Source organism: Brachybacterium sp. AOP25-B2-12 (assembly GCF_052378625.1).
Classification (GTDB): Bacteria; Actinomycetota; Actinomycetes; order Actinomycetales; family Dermabacteraceae; genus Brachybacterium.
Genome location: NZ_JBQSXW010000005.1, coordinates 1 through 26961 on the forward strand (window position 1 = coordinate 1; position 26961 = coordinate 26961).

The following is a 26961-nucleotide window of genomic DNA, read 5'->3' on the forward strand; positions in this document are numbered from 1 at the left end:
CCCGACGACCGCACGTCACAGGGCCCGATCTGCCCCTGCCCGTGCACCTCGCGCGTCACGCGACCCCGCGTCGACGTCGGGCTCACCCGGCACGCGATCTCGCTCGGCTTCCTCCGCGTCGTCCAGCCGCACGTCGTGCGAGATCGCCGGGATGGACCCGGTGGACGTCGCGGGCTCGGTCGCCTGCAGCGTCGAGCGCAGCGGGAGCTGGCGGATGAACAGGGAGAGCACGAGGGCGGCGATGACGAAGGGCAGGGCGGTGGCGAACACGTCGTGCATGGCATCGCCCATCCCGGCGCGGATCGCCTCGGCGACGGCGTCGGGCAGCTGGGACAGCTTGGCCGGATCGAGCACCGCGGACTCGAGGTCCGAGCCCTCCATGCCCTGCATCGCCGCGAGCTCCTGCGGGGACAGCCCCTGCATCTTCGCGGCGATGTCGTCCTGCATGCGGGAGGCCATCACCGTGCCGAGCACCGCGATCCCCACGGTCGAGCCGACATTGCGGAAGAACTGCACCGCGGCGGTCGCGATGCCGAGCTGCTCGGTGCCCACGGCGTTCTGCACGATGAGCGTGTAGACCTGCATCGACAGGCCCAGACCCACGCCGATGACGACCATGGCCAGCGTGAGGTGCCACTGCGAGTCCCCGTAGGAGACCCGCGTCAGCAGCCAGTACCCGCCGATGAGGACCAGCAGGCCCGCGAGCAGGATCTCCTTGTACCGGCCCACGCGGCTGATCAGCAGCCCGGCCAGGATCGACATGACGATCATCGCGACGCTGAGGGGGATGAGGATCGCACCGGAGTTGGTGGCGCTGACGCCCATCACGCCCTGCGCGTACACGGGGATGTAGATGATGGCGCCGAACATGGCGACCGAGACCGCGAAGGCGGCGAGCACCGAGAGGCCGATGATCGGGCGGGCGAGCATCCCGATCGGCAGCAGCGGGTCCGTGGCGCGCAGCTCGACGACGACGAACAGGGCCAGCAGCACCGCGGTCGCGATGTACATGCCGATGATCGTCGCGGAGTCCCAGGCGTAGGTGGTGCCGCCCCAGCTGGTGGCGAGCAGGCCGAGCACGAGGCCCGGGGTGAGCGTGGCCATGCCGAGGTAGTCGATGATGACCGCGCGGCGGGTGTGGGGCAGGTGCAGGAAGCGGTAGATGACGAAGAACGCGACGACGCCGACGGGCAGCGTCAGGTAGAACAGCCAGCGCCAGCCCAGGCCGTCGGTGACGACGCCGCCGATGAGGGGGCCGGCCACGCTGGTCACGCCGAAGACGGCGCCCATGAGGCCCTGGTACTTCCCGCGCTGACGGGGCGGGATGATGTCGCCGATGATCGTCTGGGACAGCGGCAGCAGCGTGCCCATGCCCAGGCCCTGGACGGCGCGCGCGAAGACGAGGAACCAGAAGTTCGTGGACATGCCGGCCAGGATCGAGCCGATCATGAAGATCGCGATGCCCCCGAGGTAGAACCAGCGGCGACCGAAGATGTCCGAGAGCTTGCCGACGATCGGCACCGAGACCGCGGAGACGAGCATGGCGGCGGTCGCGATCCAGCTGTAGTGCTCCATCCCGCCGAGCTCGGCGACGATGCGCGGCATGGCCGGTCCGACGATGGTCTGGGACAGCGAGGCGACGAACATGCCGAGCATGAGGCCGATGAAGACGCGGCGCCCATCGCGGTCGAGTCCGGTGAACTCGACGCCGGGCGTCGCTGCCGAGCTGCCGGCGACCCGGCTGGCTGAGGTGGTCACGAAATGATGCTCCTGGGATGTCGAGGTGTGGTGGGCGGACTGTGCCCGCGGGTCCGGAGGCGCACCCGACGGACCGATCAGATGAGCCTAGCCACTCTACACTGACTGCACAATTGCAGAATGTGCAGTGATCGTGTGACTCTGCCGACGATCCGCACGGGCCATCCGCCGCGCGGGAGCAGGCGTGTGACACTCGCAGGGATGGACGAGAAGAACTCCGGGACCGCCGCGGCCCGAGACGCGACGCCCCCGGCCCTCGGTCTGCGTGCGCAGAAGAAGCAGAGGGCCCGGGATGCGATGCATCGTGCCGCCGTGGGCCTGGCAGCCGAGCTCGGGGCCTCCTCGGTGACGGTCGAGATGATCGCCGATGCGGCCGACGTCTCCCCGCGCACGTTCTTCAACTACTGGGAGTCCAAGGAGGCGGCGATCCTCGGGCTCACTCCGGACCGCACCGACCGCGCCGTGGACCTGCTGCGGGAGCGTCCCGTGGGCGAGCGCCCCGAGGCGTCGTTGCGCGCCGTGGTGCGGCAGATGGCCGCGCAGATGCCCACCGATCTCGAGCTGCGCCGCACCAAGCGTCTGGCCATGGATCGGGAGCCCGCGCTGCGCCTGGCCTCCGGACGCGTCATGTCCTCGCTCCACGAGGCCCTCACGACGGCGCTCGCCGAGCGTCTGGACGGCGAGGACGCCCGGGACCGCGCCACGGTGCTGGTGCAGCTGGCCTTCGGCGCAGCGCACGCCGCCTTCGCGCTGTCGCTGACCCACGGGACGACGCTCAGCGCCGAGTTCGACCGGATCTACGACCTCATCGACCGCGGGGTCGTCGGGATCTGAGCCCCGGTCGCGGGTGTGTGCCCGCCACCGAACGGGATCAGATCACGAGACGCCCGGTCCCCAGGAGCCATCCGCGGCCGTCGCGGAGCCGGTCGGCCACCGCGCGCTCGAGGCGCGTCGTCCGCGGGAAGGCGGCCGCGTCGTACGGCGGGCGCGCATGGAAGACGAAGAACGCCGCGTCGTCGGACCCGGGATGCGTGCGCTCGATGCTCCAGCGGGCCGCGAACGCCCCGAGGTTGGAATCGGCGCCGACGAGCTCGGGGAGCTCGTCGTTCACGAGCCACGACGTGCACGTGAACTCGCGGCCGAAGGGCGCTTGCGGCCCCGCGGTCGCGAGATCCGAGAAATGGGTCGTGAAGAACGTCGAGGCGCGCGCGAAGGAGGCGTCCACCGCGTCCGGGGTCAGCGGGCCCGTGGCCGGGATGTGGGTGCCGATCACCCAGCGGGGAGGGCCCTCCTCGCGGCCGCTGCGATGGAGGTCGAACTGCAGGCGACCGAGACCGAACAGGCGGCCGGCCCAGTTCAGCGCCGTCCACCCGAGCGTGTGATGGCCGAGGCCGCCGTACGTCAGGCGGTGGACCCGCATCTGCTGGCCGAGGTCCGCGAGCGCACCCCAGGACTCCTCCGCGGACAGGCCGCGCGCCGTGTGCCACGCCCGCACGGTGTCGGTCGAGACGAGGTGGGCGAGGATCGGGACGAGCCCGCGGCCCGGCAGCACGCGGGCCTGCAGGGCGTCGTCGCGCACGGCGAGCGCCCCCAGCGCCGCCTCCGGCACGTCGAGTCCCGCGGCGGTGCGCAGCAGGTTCGCCTCCTCGGTGACGGCCGCGAGGATCGCGGGGTCCGCGATGGCCCGCGGGATGACCGCGAGCAGCTCCTCGTGGTCGATGCCCGTGATGCCGAGCAGCTCCGCGGTCCGGCCGATCGCCGGGGCCGTGAGCATCGCGCCGACCGCATCGATCGAGAGGTCGAACGAGGAGCGGAGGGCGCGGGGCGGTGCGCCCTCGACGCGGGGGAGCGCGGCCTCGCGGGTGCGGCGGTGGGGGAGGTCCGGCTCGGACGAGGAGGCGGTGCCCTCGCGAGGAGGGGGGACAGCGGAAGCAGGATCGGCCATGGTCCGAGCCTAGGTGCAGTCGGTCATGGCGTGGTCGACGCGGGCGTGGAGGAGCCGGGCGGCTCCTCGTGCCGAGGCGTCGGATCGAAGGTCGCGGCCCTCAGGAGGCCGTCCTCCGTGCATCCGCAACGGGGCGCCGCGCGGTCGCGACCATCGTTCCCACGGCGACGGCCGACAGCACGACCGCGACCCACATCGGTCCCGATGCGCCGGCGCCGTGGGTGAGCACCAGGGCGCCGAGGGCCGGCCCGGCCGCGGCTCCGAGGTTGAGTGCCGAGGTGGCGTAGGCCCCACGCATCCTCGGTGCCTCGGAACCTGCGGCGAGCACGCGTGCCACCAGGGTGCTCCCCACGGCGAACGACAGGACCCCCTGGACGAAGACGAGGACCAGCAGGACCAGAGGGGTCCCTGCGACGCTCGCGAGCGTGATCCATCCCGCCGTCAGGAGCGGGCCGCCGATCCCGAGCAGGAGATCAGGGCGTGCGTCCGCCATCCGACCGGCGAGCGTGACACCCACGAACGATCCGCTCCCGAAGACGAGGAGCACGACCGGCACCCACCGCTCTCCCATCCCTGCCACCTCGGTCACGATCGGGGCCAGGAACGTGAAAGCCGCGAAGGTCCCCCCGTTGACCAGGGCCGCGAGCACGATCGCGAGCAGGAGGTCACGGCCGCGCAGCGCGGCGAGCTCGGCACGGAGGCCCGGTGCGCCGATGTCGGCCGCCGCCCGAGGGCACCCACGGGGGAGCCAGCGCAGAATGCCGATGACCGCGGGGACACAGAGCAGGGCGACGGTCCAGAAGGTCGTGCGCCAACCGCGCAGTCCTCCCAGCAGGGCCCCGGCCGGCACTCCGAGGATCATCGACGCGGTGGTCCCGGCCACGAGGACGGACACCGCGCGCCCCGTGCGGTGCGCCGGGACGAGGGAGCCCGCGGTGCTCAGCGCCACGGCGAGGAAGCCCGCGTTGGCCAGTGCGCTGACCGCGCGCGCCACCACCAGCAGCGGGAGAGCCGGCGCGAGAGCGGCCAGGACATGACAGCCGGCGAAGACGAGCAGGCACAGGAGCAGGGTCCGGCGTGGGGGCCACGTGCGGGAGAAGGCGGCCATCAGCGGGGCGCCCACGACCATGCCGATCGCGAAGGACGAGGTGAGCAGGCCCGCGGTGCCGACGCCGACGTCGAGGTCGTCGGCGATCGCGGGCACGAGCCCAGCGAGCATGAACTCCGAGGTGCCCATGACGAAGACCGCCAGGGCGAGGACATAGAGGGTGCGTGGCATCGGGTTCTCCGGGGTGAGAGAACAGAAGAGGGGTCTTCTGGTCACCACGGCCGGCACCGCGACACGTGTCGAGCGCACCCGCTCCCGTGAGGGGTGGGGGCTCTCAGGTGAGGGCGGGGCCGACGGCGTGACCGACGACCCCTGACCTGTCCGATGCGGGACTCGACATGCCCGCGAGGCTACCCGTCGAGGCCGCGCGGGCGCCAGGCAGTTCCCGGGGCCGGTCCTTGCCGAGGTGCGCGCGTCGCCCCGGTCCCGGTCCCCGGTGCGCGGCGCCCGGTGGATCCCTCGCCGGGTCCGCCCGCCGCCCGTCTACCATCGGCACCAGCACGGTGCCCCGGCACCATCAGACCCGATGCCCGCAGGAGAGCCGATGACCGACGCCGCCCCGACCGCAACGCCCGAGCCGAGCCCGGAGATCGCCGCGACGACTCCCGACGAGCCGGCCGCCGCGGCACCGAGCCCCGAGGCCACGACCCCGGCACCGCCTGCCGGCACCCCCACCACCGCGGCCCCGAGCCCCGAGGTCACCGCCGTGCGCGACGCCTACGCCTTCGAGGGCACCCGCATCCACCTGGGCGCCCTCGTCGAGGCTGACGAGCCGCTCGCCGACGTGCCCGTGAACCTCTCGCTCGCGATGCTGAACCGCCACGGGCTCATCGCGGGCGCCACCGGCACCGGCAAGACCAAGACCCTCCAGGTCATCGCCGAGCAGGTGGCCGCCGCCGGGACGCCCGTCTTCGTCGCCGACATGAAGGGGGATCTCTCGGGGATCGCCGTGCCGGGGGAGAGCTCCGAGAAGCTCCTCGCGCGCGCCGCCGCCCGCGGGCAGCAGTGGCGGTCGCACGCGGGGACGGCCGAGTTCTACAGCCTCGGCGGTCAGGGCCAGGGCGTGCCGATCCGCACCACCATCAGCGACTTCGGTCCGCTGCTGCTGGCCAAGGTGCTCGAGCTGAACCCGACCCAGGAGTCGTCGCTGGGCCTCGTCTTCCACTACGCCGACTCCCACGGCCTGGCGCTGCTGGACCTCAAGGACCTGCGTGCCCTGATCCAGTTCCTCACGGGCACCCCCGAGGGCAAGGCCGAGCTCAAGGCCATCGGCGGGGTCTCGGCCGCGACGGCCGGTGTGATCCTGCGCGAGCTCACGGCCTTCGAGGCCAGCGGCGCGGACGCCTTCTTCGGCGAGCCGGCCTTCGACACGAAGAACCTGCTGCGCACCGCGGCCGACGGCACCGGGATCATCTCGTGCCTCGAGCTGCCGGGCGTCGCCACCCGCCCGGCGCTGTTCTCGACCTTCATGATGTGGCTGCTCGCGGACCTGTTCCAGGATCTCCCGGAGGTCGGCGATGCCGACAAGCCCGAGCTCGTGTTCTTCTTCGACGAGGCGCACCTGCTGTTCGCGGACGCCTCCAAGGCCTTCCTCGAGCAGGTCACGCAGACGGTGCGGCTGATCCGCTCCAAGGGCGTGGGCATCTTCTTCATCACCCAGACCCCCAAGGACGTCCCCGGGGACGTGCTCGCCCAGCTCGGCAACCGGGTCCAGCACGCCCTGCGGGCCTACACCCCGGACGATGCGAAGGCCCTCAAGGCCACCGCGAGCACCTTCCCCACCAGCGGCTACGACCTCGTCGAGGTGCTGCCGTCCCTGCCGACCGGCACGGCGGTCGTCACCGTGATGAGCGAGGACGGCGCCCCGACGCCCGTGGCCGTCACGGCCGTGCGGGCCCCGGAGTCCTCGATGTCCCCGGCATCTGCCGCGACCGTCACCGGGATCGTCGCGGCCTCGGCGCTGAACGGCCAGTACAGCCAGGTCATCGACCGCGAGTCCGCCTACGAGATCCTCGCGGCGCGGGACGCGGATCGCGAGCGCGCCGAGCACGAGGAGGCCGCGCAGAAGGAGGCGGCGAAGCAGCGCCCGGCGCAGCCGCGGGCCGAGCGCGAGCCCGCCAGGCCGCGCGCGGAGACGTCGGGCGGCGGGCTGCTGGACAACCCCGCGGTGAAGTCGTTCCTGCGCTCGGCGGGCACCGTGCTGGGACGAGAGATCACCCGCTCGGTGTTCGGCACCCGGCGCCGCCGCTGATCGGCTCACGGGCCCCATCGGCTCACCAGAAGTAGCCGCGCCCCGCGCAGTACGTCGCGACCTGCTGCGGCGTCAGCCAGTGATGGCTGGGCAGGCCCGCGGTCAGCGTGGTGCCGGCGGGGTCGGCGATCCGCAGCGTGCGGTGCTCGGAGTCGTAGCCGTCGATGGTCACGAAGTGGAAGATCTCGCTCGTGTTGCCGCCCCAGTCGGGGTACTCCCCGGCACCGACCCACCAGTTGCACACGGTCGCGTAGCCGGAATCCACGTTCGCGGTCGCGCGCGACCACAGCAGGTCGGCATCGGCCGCGGACGCCGCGGATCCGGCCATCCACTGATCCCGGTAGGTGGCACCCGGGAGGTGCGCGGTGAGCACCAGGGAGATCGCCCCGAAGTTCGTGCCCGCCTCCGTGGTGCCGAGCTCGGCGGCGAGGGCGTCGAGCCCGGGCGGCGAGATCTTCGCACTCAGGGCGATGGACACCGCGGTCGGCCCGCAGTAGAAGAAGGTGGGCTGCTGCTGGTAGGTCGTGGGCAGGAGCGTCTCGGCGTCGGCCCGGGCGGCGGGTGCGCCGGCGATCGCGCCGATCCCGGCTGCGGTGAGCGCGGGGATCGTCAGCCCGGCGGCCCGCAGCACGGTGCGGCGGTCGGGGGAGCGGAGTTCGGCGGTGGGAGCGGGGGTCATCGTGCGTCCTCTCGTCGGTGGGACGCGGGACCTCGGCGCTCGGGATCCCGTGCGTTCTCGCCGTCGACCCTACGGGACCGCGTGCGGCCCGCCCCCGGAGCATGCGAGGACTCCCCGCCAGTCTCCTCCGACGGGGCGTCCTTCCCTGCACGGTGCGTCGGGCCGCTCCCCCTGAGGGGAGGACCGACGGCGGGCCTGCGTCAGCGACGACGCGCGGGGCCCGGCGTCACTTCTTGCCCTGGTTCGCGACCGCCTCCGCGGCGGCCTCGGCGGCCACCGGGTCGAGGTAGCGGCCGCCGGGGGTGACGGGGCGGAAGTCCTCGTCGAGCTCGTAGACGAGCGGCTGGCCGGTGGGGATGTTCAGGGCCGCGATGTCCTGGTCGCTGATGCCGTCCAGGTGCTTGACGAGCGCGCGCAGGGAGTTGCCGTGCGCGGCGATGAGGACGGTCTTGCCGTCGCGCAGGTCCGGCTTGATCTCGTCGTCGAAGTAGGGGAGGAACCGCGCGACGACGTCCTTGAGGCACTCGGTGCGGGGCAGCTCGGAGCCGAGATCCGCGTACTGCGGGTCCTGGTCCTGGCTGAACTCCGAGCCCAGCTCGATCTCGGGCGGCGGGGTGTCGTACGAGCGGCGCCACAGCATGAACTGCTCGTCGCCGTACTTCTCGCGGGTCGCGGACTTGTCGAGCCCCTGCAGCGCGCCGTAGTGGCGCTCGTTCAGGCGCCAGCTGCGGTGGACGGGGATCCACTGACGGTCCGCGGCGTCCAGCGCGAGGTTCGCGGTGGTGATGGCGCGGCGCAGGAGCGAGGTGTGGACGACGTCGGGCAGGACGCCCTCGGACTTGAGGAGCTCGCCGCCGGCGACGGCCTCCTTCTCGCCCTTGGCGGTCAGGCGCACGTCGACCCAGCCGGTGAAGAGGTTCTTGGCGTTCCAGTCGCTCTCGCCGTGGCGGAGCAGCACGAGTGTGTAGGTCATGCCGCCATCGTACGGGGCGCGACCGGGCGAGCCCTCAGGCCTCGAGCAGGATGGTGAAGGGCCCGTCGTTGACGAGCGAGACCCGCATGTGGGCACCGAACACACCCGTCTCGGCGTGGACGCCGCGTGCCCGGATCTGTGCGACGACCGCGTCGACCAGGGGCTCGGCGACGGGGCCGGGGGCGGCCTGGCCCCACGAGGGGCGTCGCCCCTTGCGCACGTCGCCGTACAGGGTGAACTGGGAGACGACCAGCACGGATGCTCCGGCGTCGGCCACCGAGCGCTCGCCGTCGAGGATCCGCAGGTCGCAGATCTTGCGCGCGATCGTGGCGGCCTGCTCCGGGCCGTCCTCATGGGTCACGCCCACCAGCGCGAGCAGCCCCTCGCCCTCGACCACGCCGACGGTCTCGCCGTCGACCTCGACGGAGGCGGAGTCCACCCGCTGGAGCACGGCGCGCATCTCAGGTCCTCGCCATCGAACCGGCGGGCCGCTCCTGGGTGGGAGCATCCCGGTCCCCGGGGGAGACGGCGTGGCCCACCCCCCGCAGCGGCGGACGGGCGGCCTGCCGGGATGGCGACGTGAGCGGAGCAGGACGCACGAACTCCGGCCGCGGCCTCTCGGCGACGTGGGAGGGGTGCACGGGCTCGTGGACCCGGCGCGCGGGCACGGGATGCGCGGCGATCTCGCGGGCCCGGGCGACCCAGGTCTCGGCGACGCGCACGATCGACTCGGTGGCCGATTCCCACGCCGCCTCCTGCTGGCGATGGGGACCGGTCGCCAGCGAGAGCACGACGCCGGCGGCGCGCAGGCACAGCTCCTCGGGGTCCACGCGACGCTGGAACACGCCCTCCCAGGCGCGGACCGCCTGGTCCACGCGCGCGTGGACCTCGGGGGCGATCCGTCCGGAGGCGCCGTAGTCGGCCAGCACGCTGAGATGGGCCAGCAGGCAGGCGAGGTCGTCGGCGCGTCGGCCGGGACCGACGGTGTCGATGTCGAGCAGGCCGACCACGCGGCCGCCCTCGACGAACACCTGGGCCTCGTAGAAGTCGCCGTGGACCACGTCGTGCGGATGCAGGCCCACGCGCCGCTCGACGGTCGCGAGGCCGCCCTGGATGGCGCCCACGAGGGCGTCCAGGCGCGGGCCGAGGGCGGGCACGGAGGAGCCGACGATCCCCGCGTAGAAGGCGGCGGAGTCGGTCCACGGGGCGCGCACCGGCACGGTGTAGAGCGAGGCGGGCAGCCGGTCGAGCAGGGCCACGAGGTCGCCGGCCGAGCACGCCTCGACGCCCTCCTCGACGATCGCCCGGGACAGCGGTCTGCCAGGCAGCTCGGCGAGGACGATGAGCCCCTCGTGATGGGCCAGCACCGCCGGGACCGGGACCCCTGCCGAGAGCAGGTGCTGGTGGCGGGCCACGATCTCGCCGCTGCGGCGCGGCTGGAGGACCTTGAGGAAGACGGCGCGGTCGGCGAGCTGGGCGCGCAGCACGGCCCGCCGCCCCGGTCGGTAGGAGACGACCTCGATGGGCACGGGGGCCTCGAGCGGGAGGCCGGTGGGCACGCCCAGCTCGGTGAGGGTCCGGCCGACGACGTCGGGGTAGCAGACCCGGGCGAGCATCGGCAGCCAGGGGTCGTTGGGATAGCGCCAGATGCGCACGGTGATCTCGCCGTCGGTCATCAGCAGGGACTGCTCGGCGCTCAGGAGGTCCTTCTCCGGCTCGCCGATATGGGCGCTGGCCCCGAACAGCTCGTCGCGGGGCGGGGCGCCCGGGCCGTCGAGCTCGGGCCAGGCGACCTGGGTGCGGTACAGCGCCTTCGTGGAGCGTCCGGGACGATGGTCGACGTGGTCGAGCTCCCACGACACGAGGACCCCACCGGCGTTGCTCACCGCCGAGCGGAGCAGTCCACCGGCCTCGCTCCCCGTGAGGAGCTCGGAGCCGTCGAGCGATCGCACCATGGGTCGTTTCTACCAGGGGAGAGGGGGCGGAGGACACCTGACGCACGGAGCAGGGGGCGCGAACCGCCCGGACCGGACAGCGGGGGCATCCCGGATCCGGCGGACGCATCCCGGATCCGTCCGGCGCTGCGCACGATCGTCGGCCCCGGTCCCTACCATGTGGTCATGGCCGATACTCCGCTCCCCACCCCTCAGCCCGATCCGAAGGCCGCCGCCCCGAGCGGCGGCAACCTCCTGGGCATCCCGCCGACCTTCCTCCCGGAGGACCACCCCGACGTCGCGGTGGCCGCGGGCATCCAGGACGGCGAGTGCGTGCGCGAGCTCGCCGCGCGCTACCCCGCTTCCTCTCTCGCCTGGGCGCTGCTGGGCCAGGAGGCGCTGACGGACGGTGAGCCCGTGGCCGCCTACGCCTACGCCCGCACCGGCTACCACCGCGGCCTGGACGCCCTGCGTCGTGCGGGCTGGAAGGGCCAGGGGCCGATCCCCGCCTCGCACGTGCCCAACCGTGGCTTCCTGCGGGCGCTCGCCGTGCTCGGCGAGGCCGCCCGTCAGATCCACGAGGACGAGGAGGCCGAGCGCATCGAGGCCTTCCTGCGCGAGGCGGACCCGAGTCTGCTCGACTGACCGCACGCCGCCCGGCGTCACCCGGTGGGCGGTCAGGGCTCCCGGGTACACTCGCCGCGTCCGTCGCCTCGTCGACGGGCATCCGGACGGAGCAGGCCGCGCCCCGCGCGCGGCGGCAGGTGCGCCGTCCCCGACCTCCCGTCCCCGTGCCCAGGAGTTGCCATGCCCGCCGTCGTGATCGTCGGAGCCCAGTGGGGGGACGAGGGCAAGGGGAAGGCGACCGACCTCCTCGGTGAGCGCGTCGACTACGTGGTCAAGCCCAACGGCGGCAACAACGCCGGGCACACCGTCGTGGTCCACGGCGAGAAGTTCGAGCTCAAGCTCCTCCCCGCCGGGATCCTCTCGCCCCAGGTGACGCCCGTGATCGGCAACGGGGTCGTGATCAACCTCGAGGCGCTCTTCGAGGAGATCGCCACACTCAGCTCGCGGGGCGTGGACACGACGCGCCTGCGCATCAGCGCCAACGCCCACATCGTCGCGCCGTACCACCAGACGCTCGACAAGGTCACCGAGCGCTTCCTGGGCAAGCGTGCGATCGGCACCACCGGCCGCGGCATCGGCCCGGCCTACATCGACAAGGTGGGGCGCCTCGGGATCCGGGTCCAGGACCTGTTCGACGCCTCGATCCTGCGTCAGAAGGTCGAGGGCGCCCTGCGCCAGAAGAACGAGCTGCTGGTCAAGCTCTACAACCGTCGCGCCGTCGACGTCGACGAGATCACCGAGGGGCTGCTCTCCTACGCCGAGGCGCTGCGCCCGATGGTCGTGGACACGGTCGAGCTGCTCAACGGGGCCCTGGACCGCCACGAGGTGGTCCTCATGGAGGGCGGGCAGGCCACCTACCTCGACGTCGACCACGGCACGTACCCCTTCGTCACGAGCTCGAACCCCACCGCGGGCGGCGCCTGCGTGGGTGCCGGCATCGGCCCCACCCGCATCGACGGCTCCATCGGGATCGTCAAGGCGTACACGACCCGTGTGGGCGCAGGCCCCTTCCCCACCGAGCTCGAGGACAAGTGGGGCGACTTCCTCCAGCAGGTCGGCCACGAGGTCGGCGTCAACACCGGTCGGCCCCGCCGCTGCGGCTGGTACGACGCCGTGATGATCCGCCACGCGGTGCGCATCAACGGCTTCACCGACATCGTGCTCACCAAGCTCGACGTCCTCAGGGGGATCGACGAGATCCCCCTGTGCGTGGCGTACGACATCGACGGGGTGCTGCACGACGTCATGCCCATGACCCAGACCGAGTTCCACCACGCCGTGCCCGTCTACGAGACGATGCCGGGCTGGGACGAGGACATCTCGGCATGCCGCACCCTCGAAGACCTCCCCGCGAACGCGCGCGCCTACGTCGCGCGGCTCGAGGAGCTCGCGGGCTGCCGGATCAGCGCCATCGGCGTGGGCCCGGACCGCGACGCCACCATCGCCGTCCACGACCTGCTGCCCGAGCGCGCCTGAGGTGGCGATCCGTCGGCGCACCGATCCGGCCGAGGGCGACGCCGCGCTCGAGGTCTGGGCGCGCGATCCCGCGGCGGCCCGTCGCCCGGTGCTCGCTCCCGCGGTGCGCCACACCCTGGAGCTGCTCGCCTCGGAGTTCCCCGGGGGAGCCGTGGAGGTGCGCGTGCCGCCCTACGGCGCCGTGCAGGCCCTGACCGGCACCCGCCACACGCGCGGCACCCCGCCCGCCGTCGTCGAGATGGACGCCCAGACGTGGCTGGCCCTCGTCGCCGGTGACCTGTCCTGGGACGAGGCCCGGCACGCCGGGCGCGTCGCGGCCAGCGGCGAGCGCAGCGACCTGTCCGAGATCCTCCCGCTGCCCGGACCGCGCCGACGGGTCCGCGACACCCGCGCGAGCGGCGGGCCCGGCATCTCGACGCCCGGCGCGCCGTCGGACGCCCCGGGCCGCGAGGACGGGGGAGCGGCATGAGCATCGCCGTCGAGATCGCCGTCGAGGACATCGCCGGTCTCGTGACCGCCGCGCACGCCGGGGCAGATCGCGTCGAGCTGTGCGTGGACCTCGAGCACGGGGGCACCACGCCGCCGGCGGCACTCGTCCGCGAGGCCGCCGAGCGTGCGGCCGCCCTCGTCGCCCGTGCGGACGCCAAGCCGCAGTTCGACGTGCACGTGCTCATCCGGCCGCGGGCGAGCGCCACCCCGCTCCTCGAGGACCGGGCAAGTTTCGTCCCCGACGCCGCCGACGTCGAGGCCATGGTCGCCGCGGCCGCCGAGGCCGTCGAGGCGGGCGCCGCGGGGATCGTGCTCGGAGCCCTCACGGCCGAGGGGCGCCTGGACGTGCCCGTCCTCGAGCGCGTGCGGGACGCCGCCCTGGGCGCCGCGACCGCCTCGCTCCGCGGGCTCCACCTGACCTGCCACCGCTGTCTCGACGCGATGCCGGACGCCGCGGCGCGCGTCGCCGCCGTCGAGCAGCTCGTGGGGCTCGGCTTCCATCGGGCGTTGAGCTCCGGAGGGGCCGCGCGCGCCCTCGACGGCGCCGCGGACCTCGCGCGCATGGTCGCCGCGGCCGACGGCCTCGTCGACATCTGTGCCGGCGGCGGCGTGCAGGTCGCCGACATCGTCCCGCTCGTGCGTGCCACGGGCGTCCAGGACATCCACCTCTCGGCACGTCGGACCCGCCCCGGTCCCGACGGCGTGCCGATCACGACCACCGATCCCGCGGTCTGCACGGCCGCGGTCGATGCCGCAGGAGCGCTGTGACCGACCGACCGACCCACCCGACGGGCTCCGAGCCCACGACCCCCCGCCCCGACCCCGAGGAGCAGGACGTGCACGCCCCCGCGGCGCGCGAGGACCCCGATGCACCGGCCGTCACGGCCGAGGACCCCGCGCCGCGCGACGACCTCCCCGAGGACCCCGACGCGCCGGTCGTCACGACCGACGCCTCCGGGCATCAGGTGCTGCTGGTCCGCCGGCGCCGGGTCCCGGCGCTGGGGTTCTGGGTGCTCGTGGCGATCGCCGTCGCCGTCATCGGCGGGGTCGTCACCGCCTGGGTCACCGGCGTGCGGGACGTCGCCGGGATGCTCTACTTCGCCGCGACCGCCGTGATGGTCGTCGGGATACCCCTGGCGGGCATCTCCGCGATCGTCGACGGCGTGCTGCACCGCCGCCGTCGCGCCCCTCGCCGCTGATCCGCGCGCCCCGTCGGGCGTCGTGTGATCCCCGTCCACCGGGCCCGGCGGCGTGCGGGGCGTGTGGCATGATGACCGGGTGGTACGCGGAGACGGACACCTGACCCACGATCTCCTCCCCGGGGAGAAGGGCCCGCAGGATGCCTGCGGAGTCTTCGGCGTGTATGCGCCCGGCGAAGAGGTCGCCAAGCTGACCTACTACGGCCTGTACGCCCTGCAGCACCGGGGGCAGGAATCGGCCGGCATCGCCGCCTCCAACGGCGAGCAGATCATGGTCTACAAGGACATGGGACTCGTCTCCCAGGTCTTCGACGAGACGGCGCTCGACGCGCTGACCGGGCACATCGCCATCGGCCACGCCCGCTACTCGACCACGGGCGGCTCCGTGTGGTCCAACGCCCAGCCCACCCTCGGCCCGCGTGCCGAGGGCACGGTGGCCCTGGCCCACAACGGCAACCTCGTCAACACCCACGAGCTCGTGGACCTCCTCGCGGAGCGCCAGGGCGCCGGCGCCCGCCGCACCGGTGAGATCGCCCGGGGCAACACGACGGACACGGCGCTCGTGACCGCGCTGCTGAACTCCAGCGGGCCCCTCGACGAGGCCCTGCGGGATCTGCTGCCCAGGATCCGCGGCGCCTACTGCTTCGTGCTCATGGACGAGACCTCGCTGTACGCCGCCCGCGACCCGCAGGGCATCCGACCCCTGGTGCTCGGGCGCCTGGACCGCGGCTGGGTGGTGGCCTCCGAGACCGCGGCACTGGACATCTGCGGCGCGAGCTTCGTGCGCGAGGTCGCCCCCGGCGAGATGATCTGCATCGACGAGCAGGGCCTGCGCAGCGAGCAGGTGCAGGAGGCCCGGCCCAAGGGCTGCGTCTTCGAGTACGTGTACCTCGCGCGCCCTGACACCCGCATCGCCGGCCGCAGCGTCAACGAGGCGCGCCAGGAGATGGGCCGCCAGCTCGCCCGCGAGCATCCCGTCGAGGCGGATCTCGTGATCCCCACCCCCGAGTCCGGGACGCCCGCCGCGATCGGCTACGCCCAGGAGTCCGGGATCCCCTACGGCCAGGGCATGGTGAAGAACGCCTATGTGGGACGCACCTTCATCCAGCCCAGCCAGACGATCCGCCAGCTCGGGATCCGGCTCAAGCTCAACCCGCTGCGCGAGGTCATCGAGGGCAAGCGCCTCGTCGTCATCGACGACTCGATCGTGCGCGGCAACACCCAGCGCGCCGTCGTGCGGATGCTCCGGGAGGCCGGGGCCGCGGAGGTGCACGTGCGCATCTCCTCGCCGCCCGTGCGCTGGCCCTGCTACTACGGCATCGACTTCGCGACCCGCGCCGAGCTGATCGCCAACGGTCTGGACGTCGAGGACATCGCCCGGTCCATCGGTGCGGACTCCCTCGGGTACATCTCGGAGGAGGGCATGATCGCCGCGACCCGGCAGCCCGCGGAGAACCTCTGCAGCGCCTGCTTCACCGGCGAGTACCCGGTGACCCTGCCGGACCCGGCGGCGCTCGGCAAGAGCGTCCTGGAGCAGAAGGCCGACGAGCTCGACGCGGCCGCCCGCGAGGCGGACCGCCAGGCGGGCACCACCCGGCACCTCGCGACGGTCGCGGCCCCCGGGACGCCCCGATGAGCGCGGGCGCGTCGGGCGGGCTCTCCTACGCCTCCGCCGGGGTCGACACCGAGGCCGGTGACCGCGCCGTCGAGCTCATGAAGGACGCCGTCGCCGCCACCCACGGACCCGAGGTCCTGGGCGGGGTGGGCTCCTTCGCGGGCCTCGTGGACGTCTCGGCGCTCAAGGACTACCGCCGGCCGCTGCTGGCCTCGAGCACGGACGGTGTGGGCACCAAGATCGCCGTGGCGCGCGCCCTGGGCATCCACGACACCATCGGCCGCGACCTCGTGGCGATGGTCGTGGACGACATCGTCGTGGTCGGTGCCAGGCCCCTGGCCATGACCGACTACATCGCCTGCGGCAAGGTCGTCCCCGAGCGCATCGCCGACATCGTGCGCGGCATCGCCGAGGGCTGCGCCCTGGCGGGCTGCGCCCTCGTGGGCGGCGAGACCGCCGAGCACCCCGGTCTCATGGCCGATGACGACTACGACGTCGCTGGCGCGGCCGTCGGCGTGGTCGAGGCGGACGCCCTGCTGGGCCCCGAGCGGGTCCGGCCTGGCGACGTCGTCATCGGCATGGAGGCCTCGGGCCTGCACTCCAACGGCTACTCGCTGGTCCGCGCCGCGATCGCCGCCGCGGGCCTCTCCTGGGACGCGCACGTCCCGGCGTTCGGGCGCACCCTCGGCGAGGAGGCGCTCGAGCCCACCCGGATCTACACCCGCGATCTCCTGGACCTGCTGGCCTCCGAGGCCGGCGCCGGTGTGCACGCGCTGTGCCACGTCACCGGTGGCGGGCTCGCCGCGAACCTCGCGCGGGTCGTCCCGGCGCACCTCGGTGCGCGGATCGACCGCGGCTCCTGGGAGCCCGGCGCGGTGTTCGGCGAGGTCGCCGCGTGGGGCGGCGTGGGGCTGCTGGACCTCGAGGCGACGCTCAACATGGGGATCGGCATGATCGCGATCGTGTCCGCCGGATCCGCCGATGCCGTGATCGCGGGCCTGCGCGACAGCGGTCTGCCGGCCGTGACGATCGGCGAGGTGCTGCCTCGTGAGATCCTGCCCCGTCCCGAGGCAGGAGACGCACTGATCGCAGGCTCCAAGGGCGTCGACGGCGGCGCCGTCCTCATGGCGGGACGCCATCCCGGCGCGTGGTCTACCGTCCGGTAGGTCCGGTATTTCCGACTCGTCCGCTCTATCCCGGATCGGCGACGCGGCACCGGGGCGGTGACGACGGTCTCGTGCCGGGACCGATCACTCGGCATGCCGGGGCGTCGATCGGGACCCGACACGACGACGGGGCGCTCCCGAAGGAGCGCCCCGTCGTCGTGTGCGGAGTCTCAGCGCCGGCGCGTGGCGCCGGAGGCGGGCTCGTCGGCCCAGTCCTCGTCCGAGCTCTCGTCGGGCTCGGTGTCCGCATACCGATCTGCCAGCTCGTCGTGGTGATCGTTGCTGGTGGCGCTCGTCTGCAGCTCTCGCTGGAGTGCCGACAGATCGGTCGGCGGGCTGTAGTACTTGAGGTCCCGCGCGACCTTGGTCTGCTTGGCTTTCTGTCGGCCACGACCCATGGATCCGACCCCCTGTGCATCGTCGTCTGTCCGGGCGCTCGTCGAGCGCGCGGAGGCGGTGTTCAAGGGCCCAGGGTACATCGGGCTCACGGGCGACAGGAAACGGCGGTGGTGTGACGGTGACCGCGGTCGCCGTCCACCTGCCGCGCGGACCGGGCCCGCATGCGTCCCCCGATGTCCCCCCGTAGGATCGGTGTGCCGCCTCCGGCTCACGGTCCGCTACTCTGCGGTAATATGAGTCCGGTCACCGAGTGGCGGCGGGTTTCGTGGATCGCAGGTCCAGGAGAGCTCGCCAAGGTGGCACAGCAGGACGAAGCCCCGATGAGGGGCGTCGGCGTCGCGGTCGCGCCAAACCCCGGTGCTCGGGGCGTGGCGCGTCGACGGAGTCGTCGCCCGCATCACGTCCGCACCACAGGCAGGGAGCCCCCGCTCCCTCGAGAACACGCAGGAGAGAGCCCGTGACCGTCGATCGCGCGAACACCCCCATCCGGACCCGTGAGCAGGAGACGCTGCTGACCCCCGCCGAGGTCGCCAAGCTGTTCCGGGTCGACCCCAAGACCGTCACCCGCTGGGCACAGGCAGGCAAGCTGTCCTCCATCCGCACGCTCGGCGGTCACCGCCGGTACCGTCGCGGCGAGGTCACCCGTCTTCTCGCCGAGAGCGAGGGCGACGAGGGCGAGCGCTGAGCGCACGCCCCCACGCCGACACCCTCGGCAGCCCTGCGGCGCCACCATGAGCACCACCGCCGCCTGGGAGCCCGACGAGATCCTCGGCGCGCCGTACGAGCGCCGGGACATCCCGCTCGGACGGGACGACGAGGGCGAGCTCCTCGCCACTCTCATCCACCGCCACCAGGACCAGGACAGCCCGCGCGACACGCCGGCGGTCCTGGTCCTGCACGGTTGGTCGGACTACGTGTTCCAGCGGACGCTGCTGGAGCGGCTGCACGAGGAGGGCATGGACGTCTGGGGCCTGGATCTCCGCAAGTCGGGTCGCAGCCTGCGCCCCGGGCAGACGCCCACCGAGGTCATCCGGCTCGAGGACTACGACCGGGAGCTCGACGCCGCGCTCGGTGCCATCGGTCGGGACCGTCGGCCGATCCTGCTGGCGCACTCCGCCGGGGGCCTGGTGGCGGTCCTGTGGGCCATGCGTCACCCCGCCACCGTCTCCGGGGTCGCGCTGAACTCGCCGTGGCTCGTCGCGCCGCTCGGCGCGGTGGGCCGTGGGATCGCCCGGCGTGCGCTGGCGCCGGTGGCCCGCCGTCGGCCCGGCAGCCCGATCCTTCCGCGGGGGCCCAAGCACTACGCCCGGATCGTGCACACGACCTACGGCGGGGAGTTCGACTTCGACACACGCCTCAAGCCCGAGGGCGGCCACCCCTTCCCGGTCGCGACGCTCCACGCGATCCTCGAGGGGCAGCGGCTCAGCGCCGCAGGTCAGGTCCAGGTGCCCGTGCTCGTCCTGCGTTCGGACGCCTCGCGGCTCAGCCTCCGGTTCGACGAGCGGATGCGCCGCGCGGACTCCGTCCTGGACGTGCACGCGATGGACTCCGCGGCGCGGCAGCTCGGTCCGGACGTCCGCGTCGAGGTCCTCCCCGGCGCCGTGCACGACGTCTTCCTCTCCCCTCCGGCGGTGCGCGAGCGGGCGATGCACGTGCTGCGGCGCTGGCTCGGCGGGATCGGCGTGCTGCCCCCCGCGGATCCACGATGAGGGCCGACGGCGGTGCGCGGGCGCCGTCGCCGTACGATGACGGGACGCCGATCCGGCGACCTGGCGCGTTCGAGGAGAGGCACGGCGTGTGAGCACGAACGACCCCCGTGAGCTGCGCGCCCTGGCCGATCTCTGCCGACGCTCGGCGGATCGTCTGGTGCTCCTACGCCTGCGCGTGGCCCGTGCGATCGGCGGCGGCGGGTTCGACACCGCCTCGACCGATGCCTGGGTGCATCGCATCCACCCCGCCGTCGCCGCGGAATCGTCCCAGCTGCACCACTACGCCCTGGCGCTGCGCGACGCCGCCGACCGTGCCGAGCGCGACCGCGGGGTGCGCCTGGGCGGGTATCGGGGAGCCGGGTACCTCGGCTCGGGATCACCGCCGGACGCGCACGTGCGCGAGGTCGCGACCTTCCTGGGGGCGCGCTCGGGTGCCGACCTCGGGTCGCCCCCGATCATGACGGACGGAGTGCGGGAGGACTGGTGGCCGGTGCTCCCAGGACGTGACGCCTCCCAGGCGATCGGCGCCCCCACCCCGGAACCGCCCGAGGACGACTGAGGACCGCCGGGAGCGGCAGGTCGTCCGGTCCCCGTCATCCCGCTACGGCCGCGCGGCGGTGTCCGCCGTCCTGCCGCGAGGGCCTCCGCCGACGACCGCGACGAGTGCTCCGAGCAGCCCGAGGGCGATCGGCACGAGCAGCGTCGTCACCGTGACCAGCAGCGAGGCCGCCACGGACGTGTCGGGATCGTGCCCGAGGGCGATGAGCGCCGCCGCGGAGCCCGTCTCGGCGATGCCGATCCCTCCCGGGGTCAGCGGGATCGCCGCGAGCAGCCTCCCGAGCACGAACACCGCGACGAGCTCCGCGACCGGCACCCGGAGGCCCACCGCGTCCAGCGCGACCACGAGCGCCAGCACCTGCAGCACCCGCGTGGCGACGGGACCCATGAGGAGCCCCGGTGCCCGCCGGCGCACCAGCGCGAGCGCATCGTCCCGTGTGCGCAGGACGAGCTCGGGGGACCAGCGCGCCGCCGCGCCCATGCCCAGCATGCCGGTCGCCTCGACGGCGGCCCGGGTCAGCCGCGCGAAGGTCCCGCGCCGCAGCAGCAGCACGGCGACGACGGCGACGACGAGCGAGATCCCGGAGAGCACCCACACGACGGCGAGGATCCCGCCCCCGGGATCGGCGCCGGCGACCGCGAGCGCCACGGCGCCGGTGGCCGGCAGCACGAGCGAGACGGCGAGGTCCGCGGCCGAGGTCACGACGATCCCGGTGAGCACGGCTGGCCGGGTCGCGCCCGCTCTCCGCAGACGCCGCCAGGTGACGGCCACACCGATCAGCGAGCCCGTGGGCACGGCGACCGTCAGCGCGGTGGTGATCGCGGTGGTGGGGACGGCCGTGGTGGCACGGAGCCCCGGGACGGAGGCCGCCAGCGTGACGGACTGGGCGAGCAGCGCCAGGACCGCCAGCACGGCCAGCAGCGCCAGGGCGGCGGGCGGGGCGGCCCCCAGGACGGCCAGGGTGCGGGACCAGGGGACGCCCGTGAGCGCGGGCAGGACCCAGATCAGCAGGGCTCCCGCCAGCAGCGCGGATCCGATGGTCAGCGGGACCGCCCGTCGGACGCGGGAGCGGCGGGCCGCGGCGGTGTCGTCGTCGAGCTCGGCCCACGCACCGTCGTCGGGCCGGTCGCCGGCGGGCGTGCTCATGCGCGCCAGTCTGGCACGAGAGGGGACGTGCCGACTGTCGGACCTCCCGCCTATCCTGAGGGGGCCATGAGCTCACTGTTCGACGACATCTCCCTGCCCGACGCCTTCCGCCGTCTCGACGGCGTGCGCGTGCACCCCGACGAGCCGTCCCCCGAGGATCACGGCCCGGAGGACGCGGACCCCGAGGAGGAGGACCCCTTCGCCCGGGACGAGCCCGTCGCGCCTCCGGCGGCGCCCGCGCACGGCACCTGGGACCCCGATCGCGACAGCGCGCGGTCCGTGGCGCGCGGCGCCTTCGGCTCCGCCGACCCCTCGGCGCTCGGATCCCTCGTCGGGGGGCTGAACGCACCGCAGCGCGAGGCCGTCGAGCACCGCGGCTCGCCGCTGCTGATCGTGGCTGGCGCCGGCTCCGGCAAGACCCGGGTGCTCACCCGTCGCATCGCGCACCTGCTCCGTTCGGGCGAGGCGCTGCCCGGGGAGGTCCTCGCGATCACCTTCACCAACAAGGCCGCCGCGGAGATGCGCGAGCGGGTCGAGGGCCTCGTGGGGCCCGTCGCGCGCTCGATGTGGGTCTCGACCTTCCACTCGGCATGCGTGCGGATCCTGCGCCGCGACGCCGCGGCCGCGGGACTGCGCTCGACCTTCTCGATCTACGACTCCGCGGACTCCCTGCGTCTGATCACGAACATCGCCAAGGACTTCGGCCTCGACGTCAAGAAGAACCCGCCGCGAGGCATCGCCTCGCGCATCTCGACGCTCAAGAACGACCTCGTGGACCCGGTGGACTTCGCCGATCAGGCCGAGAGCGCGAAGAACCCCTGGGAGAGGTCGATCGCCCAGATCTACACCGCGTACACCGAGCGGCTGCGCCTGGCCAACGCCGTGGACTTCGACGACCTCATCGGGCTCACGGTGACGATGCTCCGCGACAACCCGCCGATCCGCGAGGGCTACCGACGACGGTTCCGCCACGTGCTGGTCGACGAGTACCAGGACACCAACCCCGCCCAGTACGCCCTGGTCCGTGAGCTCGTGGGGGACGACCCCCGCGCCGACCTCACCGTGGTCGGCGACTCGGACCAGTCGATCTACGCCTTCCGCGGTGCGACGATCCGCAACATCGTCGAGTTCGAGCAGGACTTCCCGACCGCCCGCACCATCGTCCTGGAGCAGAACTACCGCTCGACGCAGAACATCCTCACGGCGGCCAACGCCGTGATCGAGGAGAACGAGGGGCGGCGCAAGAAGAACCTCTGGACCGCCGAGGGCGAGGGCGAGAAGATCACCCTCTACGTCGCCGACGATGAGCAGTCCGAGGCCCGGTACATCGGCCGCCAGATCGACGCCCTGGTGGACTCCGGCCGCAGCGCGGGGGACATCGCGATCTTCTACCGCGCCAACGCCCAGTCCCGCGCCATCGAGGACCAGCTGATCCGGGTGGGCCTGCCGTACCGGGTGGTCGGCGGCACCCGGTTCTACGAGCGGCGCGAGATCAAGGACGCGATGGCCTACCTGCGCCTGCTGTCCAACCCCGCCGACGAGATCAACCTGCGGCGCATCCTCAACGTCCCCAAGCGCGGGATCGGGGATCGTGCCGAGGCGGCGGTCGCGCTCCTGGCCGAGCAGGAGCGGATCGGTTTCGCGGATGCGCTGCGGCGCGCCGAGGACGCCCCGGGCATCGCGACCCGGTCCCTCGGGTCGATCCGCACCTTCGTCTCGATGATCGACGACCTGCGGCAGCTCGTCGTCGAGGGGCAGGGCCCCGCCGCCGTGCTCGAGGCGATCCTCACCCGCAGCGGGTACGAGGCGGACCTCCAGGGCAGCGACGATCCCCAGGACGAGTCGCGCCTGGAGAACCTCGCCGAGCTGGTCTCGGTCGCGGCCGAGTTCGAGGCCCAGGTCGAGGCGGGGGAGGCCGCCGCGAGCGAGTTCGAGGGCGAGCCCGACCCGACCTCGCGCGCTGGCGGCGCGACCGACGCCGAGCGCGCGGCCGACGACTCCGCCGTGGACCTCCACCTGGCCCCAGGCGAGGACGTGGATCCGGACGCCGCGCTGCCGGGCACCGAGGATCCCGACGCCGGACTCGTCGAGCAGTTCCTCGAGAAGGTCGCACTCGTCGCCGACGCCGATCAGCTGCCCGGGGGCGAGGACCAGTTCGTCACCCTCATGACCCTGCACACCGCCAAGGGCCTCGAGTTCCCGGTCGTCTTCCTCACCGGGCTCGAGGACGGCACCTTCCCGCACCAGCGCTCCCTCGCGGACCCCGACCAGCTCGAGGAGGAACGGCGCCTGGCCTACGTCGGCATCACCCGGGCGCGCGAGAAGCTCTACCTCACGCGCTCCCAGATGCGCGCGGCCTGGGGATCCCCGCAGTTCTTCCCCGCCAGCCGGTTCCTCGACGAGGTCCCGGGGCCCGTCCTCGAGGTGGCGCGGGCGGGCTCGAGCCTCGGCGCCGGCGGCTGGGGCGGCTCCGGAGGGAGCTGGGGCTCCTCCGGCGGCGGGCGCGGCCCCTCTGTCACGGGGATCGGCGTGGGCGGCGGCTCTCGCCGGGACATCTCGCGGCCCTCCTTCGGCTCGGGCCGTCCGGCGCGCTCGGGCGGCGACCTGCCCGCGCTCGCGGTGGGGGACCGCGTCACCCACGACTCCTTCGGGATGGGCTCGGTGACCGAGGTGAGCGGCGAGGGCGACAAGACGCAGGTCGAGGTGCAGTTCAAGGAGCCCCACGGCCGCAAGCGCCTGCTGCTGCGCTACGCGCCGATCGCCAAGCTCTGACAGGGGCCCGGCCGCGGATCAGGCGCGGTCGTGGAGGGTGATCCGGTAGCCGTCCGGATCCGCGAACGTGAACGTCCGTCCGAAGGGGCCGTCGATCGGTGCCTGCACGATCCGATGGCCGTCCGACGCGAGCGCGTCGTGGATGCCCTGGACATCATCGGCGTGGAGCCAGACGGCGACGCCGGCCCCCGGCTGCGGCACCGCGTCCAGATCGAGGTCGGGGGCGACCTCGCGGACCGCGAATGCGATGGGGGCGGTCGTGAACACCACGGCGTGGGGAGGTCCGGCGGGGGAGCGCTCGAGACCGAGGTACGTCTCGTAGAACGCCTGCGAGGCGGCGAGATCGCGGACCTGGAGGGAGATGAATTCGGGGCCGGTGACGGGCATGGGTGCCCCTTCGATTCGTGTCAGTTGTCTGACATGGTCGACCGCATGTCATGACTGCTGACATGGGTCGAGAGAGGGGTCGTCTCGAGCTGGAGGCATCCTTGGGCTATCTGCTCAAGGAGGCGTCGAGCGTCCTGCGCACGTCGATGGAGGAGGCGCTGAGACCTCTGGGGATGACCATGACCCACTACGCGTGCCTCGAGCTCCTGGCGCAGCGGCCGGGGCTGTCGAACTCGGAGCTCGCCCGCGGGGCCTTCGTCACCCGGCAGTCGATGAGCGTGCTGCTGCGGTCCCTCGAGGACGCCGGGGAGGTGCGCCGGGCGGCGGGGGAGGCAGTCGGGAAGACCCAGCCCACACGCCTCACAGACCTCGGCAGATCCCGGCTCGCGACGGCGAGCCGCGCCGTGCGGGAGGTCGAGGACTCGATGATCTCCACGCTGTCGAGAGAGGACCAGGACCAGGCGCGACGAGCGCTGCGGGCGATGGTCGCCGCCCTGCGCGCCACGACCGGCCCCGCGGGTCCACGCGCCTGACGACGGTCCTGACGTCCGGGGGCGTCGACCCCTCGCGCCGGGTCAGTCCCGGTCGCGACGTCGGGTCGACGGACGGCTGCGGACGGGCTCCTCGGCCGCGGCCGTGCCCCGGGGGTCGAAGCTGCGATCCGCCGGATCGTCCTCGGGGGAACGCTCGTCCTCCCAGGCGTTGACGTCGTCGACGGTGGTGTCCTGGCGTGCGAACAGCGCATACCCGAACCGCACCACCATCAGCACGACGATCACGCCGATGAGGATGGACGGGGGGATCGCCACGCCGGTGCGGGTCACGACGAACCAGATGATGGCCACCGAGCCCCCCATGAGCAGGGCGTCGCGCAGGGCGTTCTTCAGGCGCGTGCCCAGGCGGGCCCGTCGGATCCGCGTGCCGGCCACGGCGCCGTACGCCGCCGTGGTGCGGCGTGCGCGGGCGCCGGACTCCTTCAGCGAGCGCTGCACCTCGGGCGCCTGGCGCGCCGCGGTGTTGCGTGCCGCCTGCGTGTAGACGCCCGCTCCGGCCTTCGCCTCGGACGCCTGCTTGCGGGCGGTGTTCCGCGCCGCCTTGGCGATGATCTTCCAATCGGCCATGGTGATGCCGCCTCCGGTCGCTGTCAGCGGTCCTCGTCGCGCCAGCGGATGTCGCCGCCGCCGCGCGGTACGGACCTCGGGGATCGAGCATTCCGACGTGCTCGCGCCTCGGTGAGATAGGACAGCCCCACGTTCAGCGCGAGCGTGATGAGGATGGACAGGAACAGCCCCGACACCGTCGAGCGGACGCCGAACAGCCGCAGCACGAGGAACAGCCCGAGGATCGCGACCACGCTGAACAACAGGTGATCGCGGATGCGTCGGCCGAACGTGCGTGTCGAGGGAGCCACGAAGTCATCGTACGGGGGCGGCCTGCGCGGCGCCGGGGCGGGGTCCCGGGAACCGACGGCACCCGGTGCATGGGCCGCGCGGCGTCACGCTAGGCTTGCCCCGTTCTCAGGGACCGGTGACGAGGCCGCACGACGGCCGGGCCGCCCCTGCCGATCATCGAGAGGATTCGACACCCGTGGACCTGTTCGAATATCAGGCTCGCGACCTCTTCGAGAAGCACGGCGTCCCCGTGCTCGGAGGAGTCGTCGCGGAAGACCCGGCAGCCGCCAAGGCCGCCGCCGAGAAGCTCGCCACCCCCGTCGTCGTCGTCAAGGCGCAGGTCAAGGTGGGTGGCCGTGGCAAGGCCGGCGGCGTCAAGATCGCCACGTCCCCCGAGGAGGCGGAGCAGCAGGCCTCCGAGATCCTCGGCATGGACATCAAGGGCCACACCGTCCACCGCGTCATGATCGCGGCCGGTGCGGACATCGCCGAGGAGTACTACTTCTCGCTGCTGCTGGACCGCGCGAACCGCAACTACCTGGCGATGTGCTCGGTCGAGGGCGGCATGGAGATCGAGCAGCTGGCCGTCGAGCGGCCCGAGGCCCTCGCTCGCGTGGCGGTCGACCCCAACGTCGGGATCGACGCCGCCAAGGCCCAGGAGATCGTGGACGCGGCCGGCTTCGACGCCGAGACCGGCGCGAAGATCGTGCCCGTGCTGCAGGGGCTGTGGGACGTCTACCAGGGGGAGGACGCGACGCTCGTCGAGGTCAACCCGCTGGTCAAGACCGGCTCCGGCGACATCGTCGCCCTCGACGGCAAGGTGACCCTCGACGACAACGCCGAGTTCCGTCACGAGGACCACGCGGCCCTCGTCGACACCGCCTCGGAGGACCCGCTCGAGGCCAAGGCCAAGGCCCTGGACCTCAACTACGTCAAGCTCGACGGCGAGGTCGGGATCATCGGCAACGGCGCCGGGCTCGTCATGTCCACCCTCGACGTGGTCGCCTACGCAGGCGAGGAGCACGGGGTCAAGCCCGCGAACTTCCTCGACATCGGCGGCGGCGCCAGCGCCGAGGTCATGGCCAACGGCCTCGACGTGATCCTGGGCGACGACCAGGTGCGCTCGGTGTTCGTCAACGTCTTCGGCGGCATCACCGCGTGCGACGCGGTCGCCAACGGGATCGTCGGCGCCCTCGACAAGCTCGGCGACACGGCCACCAAGCCGCTCGTCGTGCGCCTGGACGGCAACAAGGTCGAGGAGGGTCGCAAGATCCTCGCTGACGCCGCCCACCCCCTGGTCACCCTGGCCGACACCATGGACGGCGGAGCGGCCCAGGTCGCCGCGCTGGCCGCCGACGGAAAGTGAGCCCCACCCGAC

The 26961-nt window shown here is 73.1% G+C and carries 27 protein-coding genes; 15 read left to right on the forward strand and 12 right to left on the reverse strand.

What is annotated here, in order from left to right; translation table 11 throughout:
- Positions 1–15: 15 nt before the first annotated feature.
- Positions 16–1758, reverse strand: a complete 1743-nt coding sequence (locus tag ACT3TZ_RS04970; RefSeq protein WP_444582291.1) for an MDR family MFS transporter — start codon at positions 1756–1758, stop codon at positions 16–18.
- Positions 1759–1959: 201 nt separating this feature from the next.
- Here ACT3TZ_RS04970 and ACT3TZ_RS04975 point away from each other — a divergent pair, with 201 nt between their 5' ends.
- Complete coding sequence (locus ACT3TZ_RS04975) at positions 1960–2592, forward strand: TetR/AcrR family transcriptional regulator (protein WP_444582292.1); 633 nt, start codon at positions 1960–1962, stop codon at positions 2590–2592.
- A 37-nt stretch (positions 2593–2629) separates the two neighbouring features.
- Here the strand turns inward: ACT3TZ_RS04975 and ACT3TZ_RS04980 are convergent, their stop codons facing one another.
- Together ACT3TZ_RS04980 and ACT3TZ_RS04985 are read right to left on the reverse strand one after the other, a co-directional pair.
- Entirely contained in the window at positions 2630–3703 is a 1074-nt protein-coding gene (locus ACT3TZ_RS04980; RefSeq protein WP_444582293.1) for an acyltransferase domain-containing protein, read from the reverse strand.
- A gap of 100 nt (positions 3704–3803) precedes the next feature.
- Complete coding sequence (locus ACT3TZ_RS04985) at positions 3804–4982, reverse strand: Cmx/CmrA family chloramphenicol efflux MFS transporter (RefSeq protein ID WP_444582294.1); 1179 nt, start codon at positions 4980–4982, stop codon at positions 3804–3806.
- A 373-nt stretch (positions 4983–5355) separates the two neighbouring features.
- On the opposite strand from ACT3TZ_RS04985, the gene ACT3TZ_RS04990 reads away from it, so the two are divergent.
- Positions 5356–7062 (forward strand): helicase HerA-like domain-containing protein, encoded by a 1707-nt coding sequence (locus ACT3TZ_RS04990; protein WP_444582295.1) that lies wholly within the window; start codon positions 5356–5358, stop codon positions 7060–7062.
- 22 nt (positions 7063–7084) lie between these two features.
- Here ACT3TZ_RS04990 and ACT3TZ_RS04995 read toward each other — a convergent pair whose 3' ends face one another.
- From ACT3TZ_RS04995 to ACT3TZ_RS05010, 4 genes are all read right to left on the reverse strand, one after another.
- Positions 7085–7741: a C39 family peptidase gene (locus ACT3TZ_RS04995; protein WP_444582296.1), complete on the reverse strand. Its 657-nt coding sequence runs from the start codon at positions 7739–7741 to the stop codon at positions 7085–7087.
- Positions 7742–7967: 226 nt separating this feature from the next.
- Positions 7968–8714, reverse strand: coding sequence for a phosphoglyceromutase (locus ACT3TZ_RS05000; protein ID WP_444582297.1), 747 nt, complete (start codon positions 8712–8714; stop codon positions 7968–7970).
- Positions 8715–8748: 34 nt separating this feature from the next.
- Complete coding sequence (gene dtd / locus ACT3TZ_RS05005; RefSeq protein ID WP_444582298.1) at positions 8749–9174, reverse strand: D-aminoacyl-tRNA deacylase; 426 nt, start codon at positions 9172–9174, stop codon at positions 8749–8751.
- Position 9175: 1 nt separating this feature from the next.
- Positions 9176–10669, reverse strand: a complete 1494-nt coding sequence (locus ACT3TZ_RS05010) for a phosphotransferase (protein ID WP_444582299.1) — start codon at positions 10667–10669, stop codon at positions 9176–9178.
- Between the two features lie 165 nt (positions 10670–10834).
- Here ACT3TZ_RS05010 and ACT3TZ_RS05015 point away from each other — a divergent pair, with 165 nt between their 5' ends.
- From ACT3TZ_RS05015 to purM, 7 genes are all read left to right on the forward strand, one after another.
- Positions 10835–11293: a DUF3151 domain-containing protein gene (locus ACT3TZ_RS05015; RefSeq protein WP_444582300.1), complete on the forward strand. Its 459-nt coding sequence runs from the start codon at positions 10835–10837 to the stop codon at positions 11291–11293.
- Positions 11294–11455: 162 nt separating this feature from the next.
- Positions 11456–12751: an adenylosuccinate synthase gene (locus ACT3TZ_RS05020; RefSeq protein WP_444582301.1), complete on the forward strand. Its 1296-nt coding sequence runs from the start codon at positions 11456–11458 to the stop codon at positions 12749–12751.
- 1 nt (position 12752) lies between these two features.
- Positions 12753–13220 carry a sterol carrier family protein gene (locus ACT3TZ_RS05025; RefSeq protein ID WP_444582302.1) on the forward strand — a complete coding sequence of 156 codons (468 nt, stop codon included), beginning with the start codon at positions 12753–12755 and terminating at the stop codon, positions 13218–13220.
- A complete protein-coding gene (locus ACT3TZ_RS05030) occupies positions 13217–14008 on the forward strand; it encodes a copper homeostasis protein CutC (protein WP_444582303.1) in 792 nt (263 codons plus the stop codon). The genes ACT3TZ_RS05025 and ACT3TZ_RS05030 overlap by 4 nt, the downstream gene beginning before the upstream one ends.
- A complete protein-coding gene (locus ACT3TZ_RS05035) occupies positions 14005–14439 on the forward strand; it encodes a hypothetical protein (protein WP_444582304.1) in 435 nt (144 codons plus the stop codon). The genes ACT3TZ_RS05030 and ACT3TZ_RS05035 overlap by 4 nt, the downstream gene beginning before the upstream one ends.
- A gap of 79 nt (positions 14440–14518) precedes the next feature.
- On the forward strand, positions 14519–16075 hold the full coding sequence (purF, locus tag ACT3TZ_RS05040; RefSeq protein ID WP_444582305.1) for an amidophosphoribosyltransferase: 1557 nt from the start codon (positions 14519–14521) through the stop codon (positions 16073–16075).
- Positions 16072–17220: a phosphoribosylformylglycinamidine cyclo-ligase gene (gene purM, locus ACT3TZ_RS05045; RefSeq protein WP_444582306.1), complete on the forward strand. Its 1149-nt coding sequence runs from the start codon at positions 16072–16074 to the stop codon at positions 17218–17220. The genes purF and purM overlap by 4 nt, the downstream gene beginning before the upstream one ends.
- Before the next feature lie 170 nt (positions 17221–17390).
- Here purM and ACT3TZ_RS05050 read toward each other — a convergent pair whose 3' ends face one another.
- The gene (locus ACT3TZ_RS05050) at positions 17391–17618 is read right to left on the reverse strand and encodes a DUF3073 domain-containing protein (protein ID WP_444582471.1); all 228 of its coding nucleotides are present in this window, start codon (positions 17616–17618) and stop codon (positions 17391–17393) included.
- Between the two features lie 485 nt (positions 17619–18103).
- On the opposite strand from ACT3TZ_RS05050, the gene ACT3TZ_RS05055 reads away from it, so the two are divergent.
- From ACT3TZ_RS05055 to ACT3TZ_RS05065, 3 genes are all read left to right on the forward strand, one after another.
- A complete protein-coding gene (locus ACT3TZ_RS05055; RefSeq protein ID WP_444582472.1) occupies positions 18104–18304 on the forward strand; it encodes a BldC family transcriptional regulator in 201 nt (66 codons plus the stop codon).
- Between the two features lie 46 nt (positions 18305–18350).
- Entirely contained in the window at positions 18351–19328 is a 978-nt protein-coding gene (locus tag ACT3TZ_RS05060) for an alpha/beta hydrolase (protein ID WP_444582307.1), read from the forward strand.
- 88 nt (positions 19329–19416) lie between these two features.
- Positions 19417–19887, forward strand: coding sequence for a hypothetical protein (locus tag ACT3TZ_RS05065; protein WP_444582308.1), 471 nt, complete (start codon positions 19417–19419; stop codon positions 19885–19887).
- A 42-nt stretch (positions 19888–19929) separates the two neighbouring features.
- Here the strand turns inward: ACT3TZ_RS05065 and ACT3TZ_RS05070 are convergent, their stop codons facing one another.
- Positions 19930–21033, reverse strand: coding sequence for a lysylphosphatidylglycerol synthase domain-containing protein (locus tag ACT3TZ_RS05070; RefSeq protein ID WP_444582309.1), 1104 nt, complete (start codon positions 21031–21033; stop codon positions 19930–19932).
- Positions 21034–21099: 66 nt separating this feature from the next.
- On the opposite strand from ACT3TZ_RS05070, the gene ACT3TZ_RS05075 reads away from it, so the two are divergent.
- Positions 21100–23805: a UvrD-helicase domain-containing protein gene (locus ACT3TZ_RS05075; RefSeq protein ID WP_444582310.1), complete on the forward strand. Its 2706-nt coding sequence runs from the start codon at positions 21100–21102 to the stop codon at positions 23803–23805.
- 18 nt (positions 23806–23823) lie between these two features.
- Here ACT3TZ_RS05075 and ACT3TZ_RS05080 read toward each other — a convergent pair whose 3' ends face one another.
- Positions 23824–24192 carry a VOC family protein gene (locus ACT3TZ_RS05080; protein ID WP_444582311.1) on the reverse strand — a complete coding sequence of 123 codons (369 nt, stop codon included), beginning with the start codon at positions 24190–24192 and terminating at the stop codon, positions 23824–23826.
- A 62-nt stretch (positions 24193–24254) separates the two neighbouring features.
- Here ACT3TZ_RS05080 and ACT3TZ_RS05085 point away from each other — a divergent pair, with 62 nt between their 5' ends.
- On the forward strand, positions 24255–24725 hold the full coding sequence (locus tag ACT3TZ_RS05085) for a MarR family winged helix-turn-helix transcriptional regulator (RefSeq protein WP_444582312.1): 471 nt from the start codon (positions 24255–24257) through the stop codon (positions 24723–24725).
- 42 nt (positions 24726–24767) lie between these two features.
- On the opposite strand, the gene ACT3TZ_RS05090 is transcribed toward ACT3TZ_RS05085, so the two are convergent.
- Both ACT3TZ_RS05090 and ACT3TZ_RS05095 read right to left on the reverse strand, forming a co-directional pair.
- The gene (locus ACT3TZ_RS05090) at positions 24768–25313 is read right to left on the reverse strand and encodes a hypothetical protein (protein ID WP_444582313.1); all 546 of its coding nucleotides are present in this window, start codon (positions 25311–25313) and stop codon (positions 24768–24770) included.
- Between the two features lie 23 nt (positions 25314–25336).
- Positions 25337–25603: a hypothetical protein gene (locus tag ACT3TZ_RS05095; RefSeq protein ID WP_444582314.1), complete on the reverse strand. Its 267-nt coding sequence runs from the start codon at positions 25601–25603 to the stop codon at positions 25337–25339.
- A gap of 176 nt (positions 25604–25779) precedes the next feature.
- Between ACT3TZ_RS05095 and sucC the strand changes: the two genes are divergently transcribed.
- Complete coding sequence (sucC, locus tag ACT3TZ_RS05100; protein WP_444582315.1) at positions 25780–26949, forward strand: ADP-forming succinate--CoA ligase subunit beta; 1170 nt, start codon at positions 25780–25782, stop codon at positions 26947–26949.
- The last annotated feature ends 12 nt before the right edge of the window (positions 26950–26961 follow it).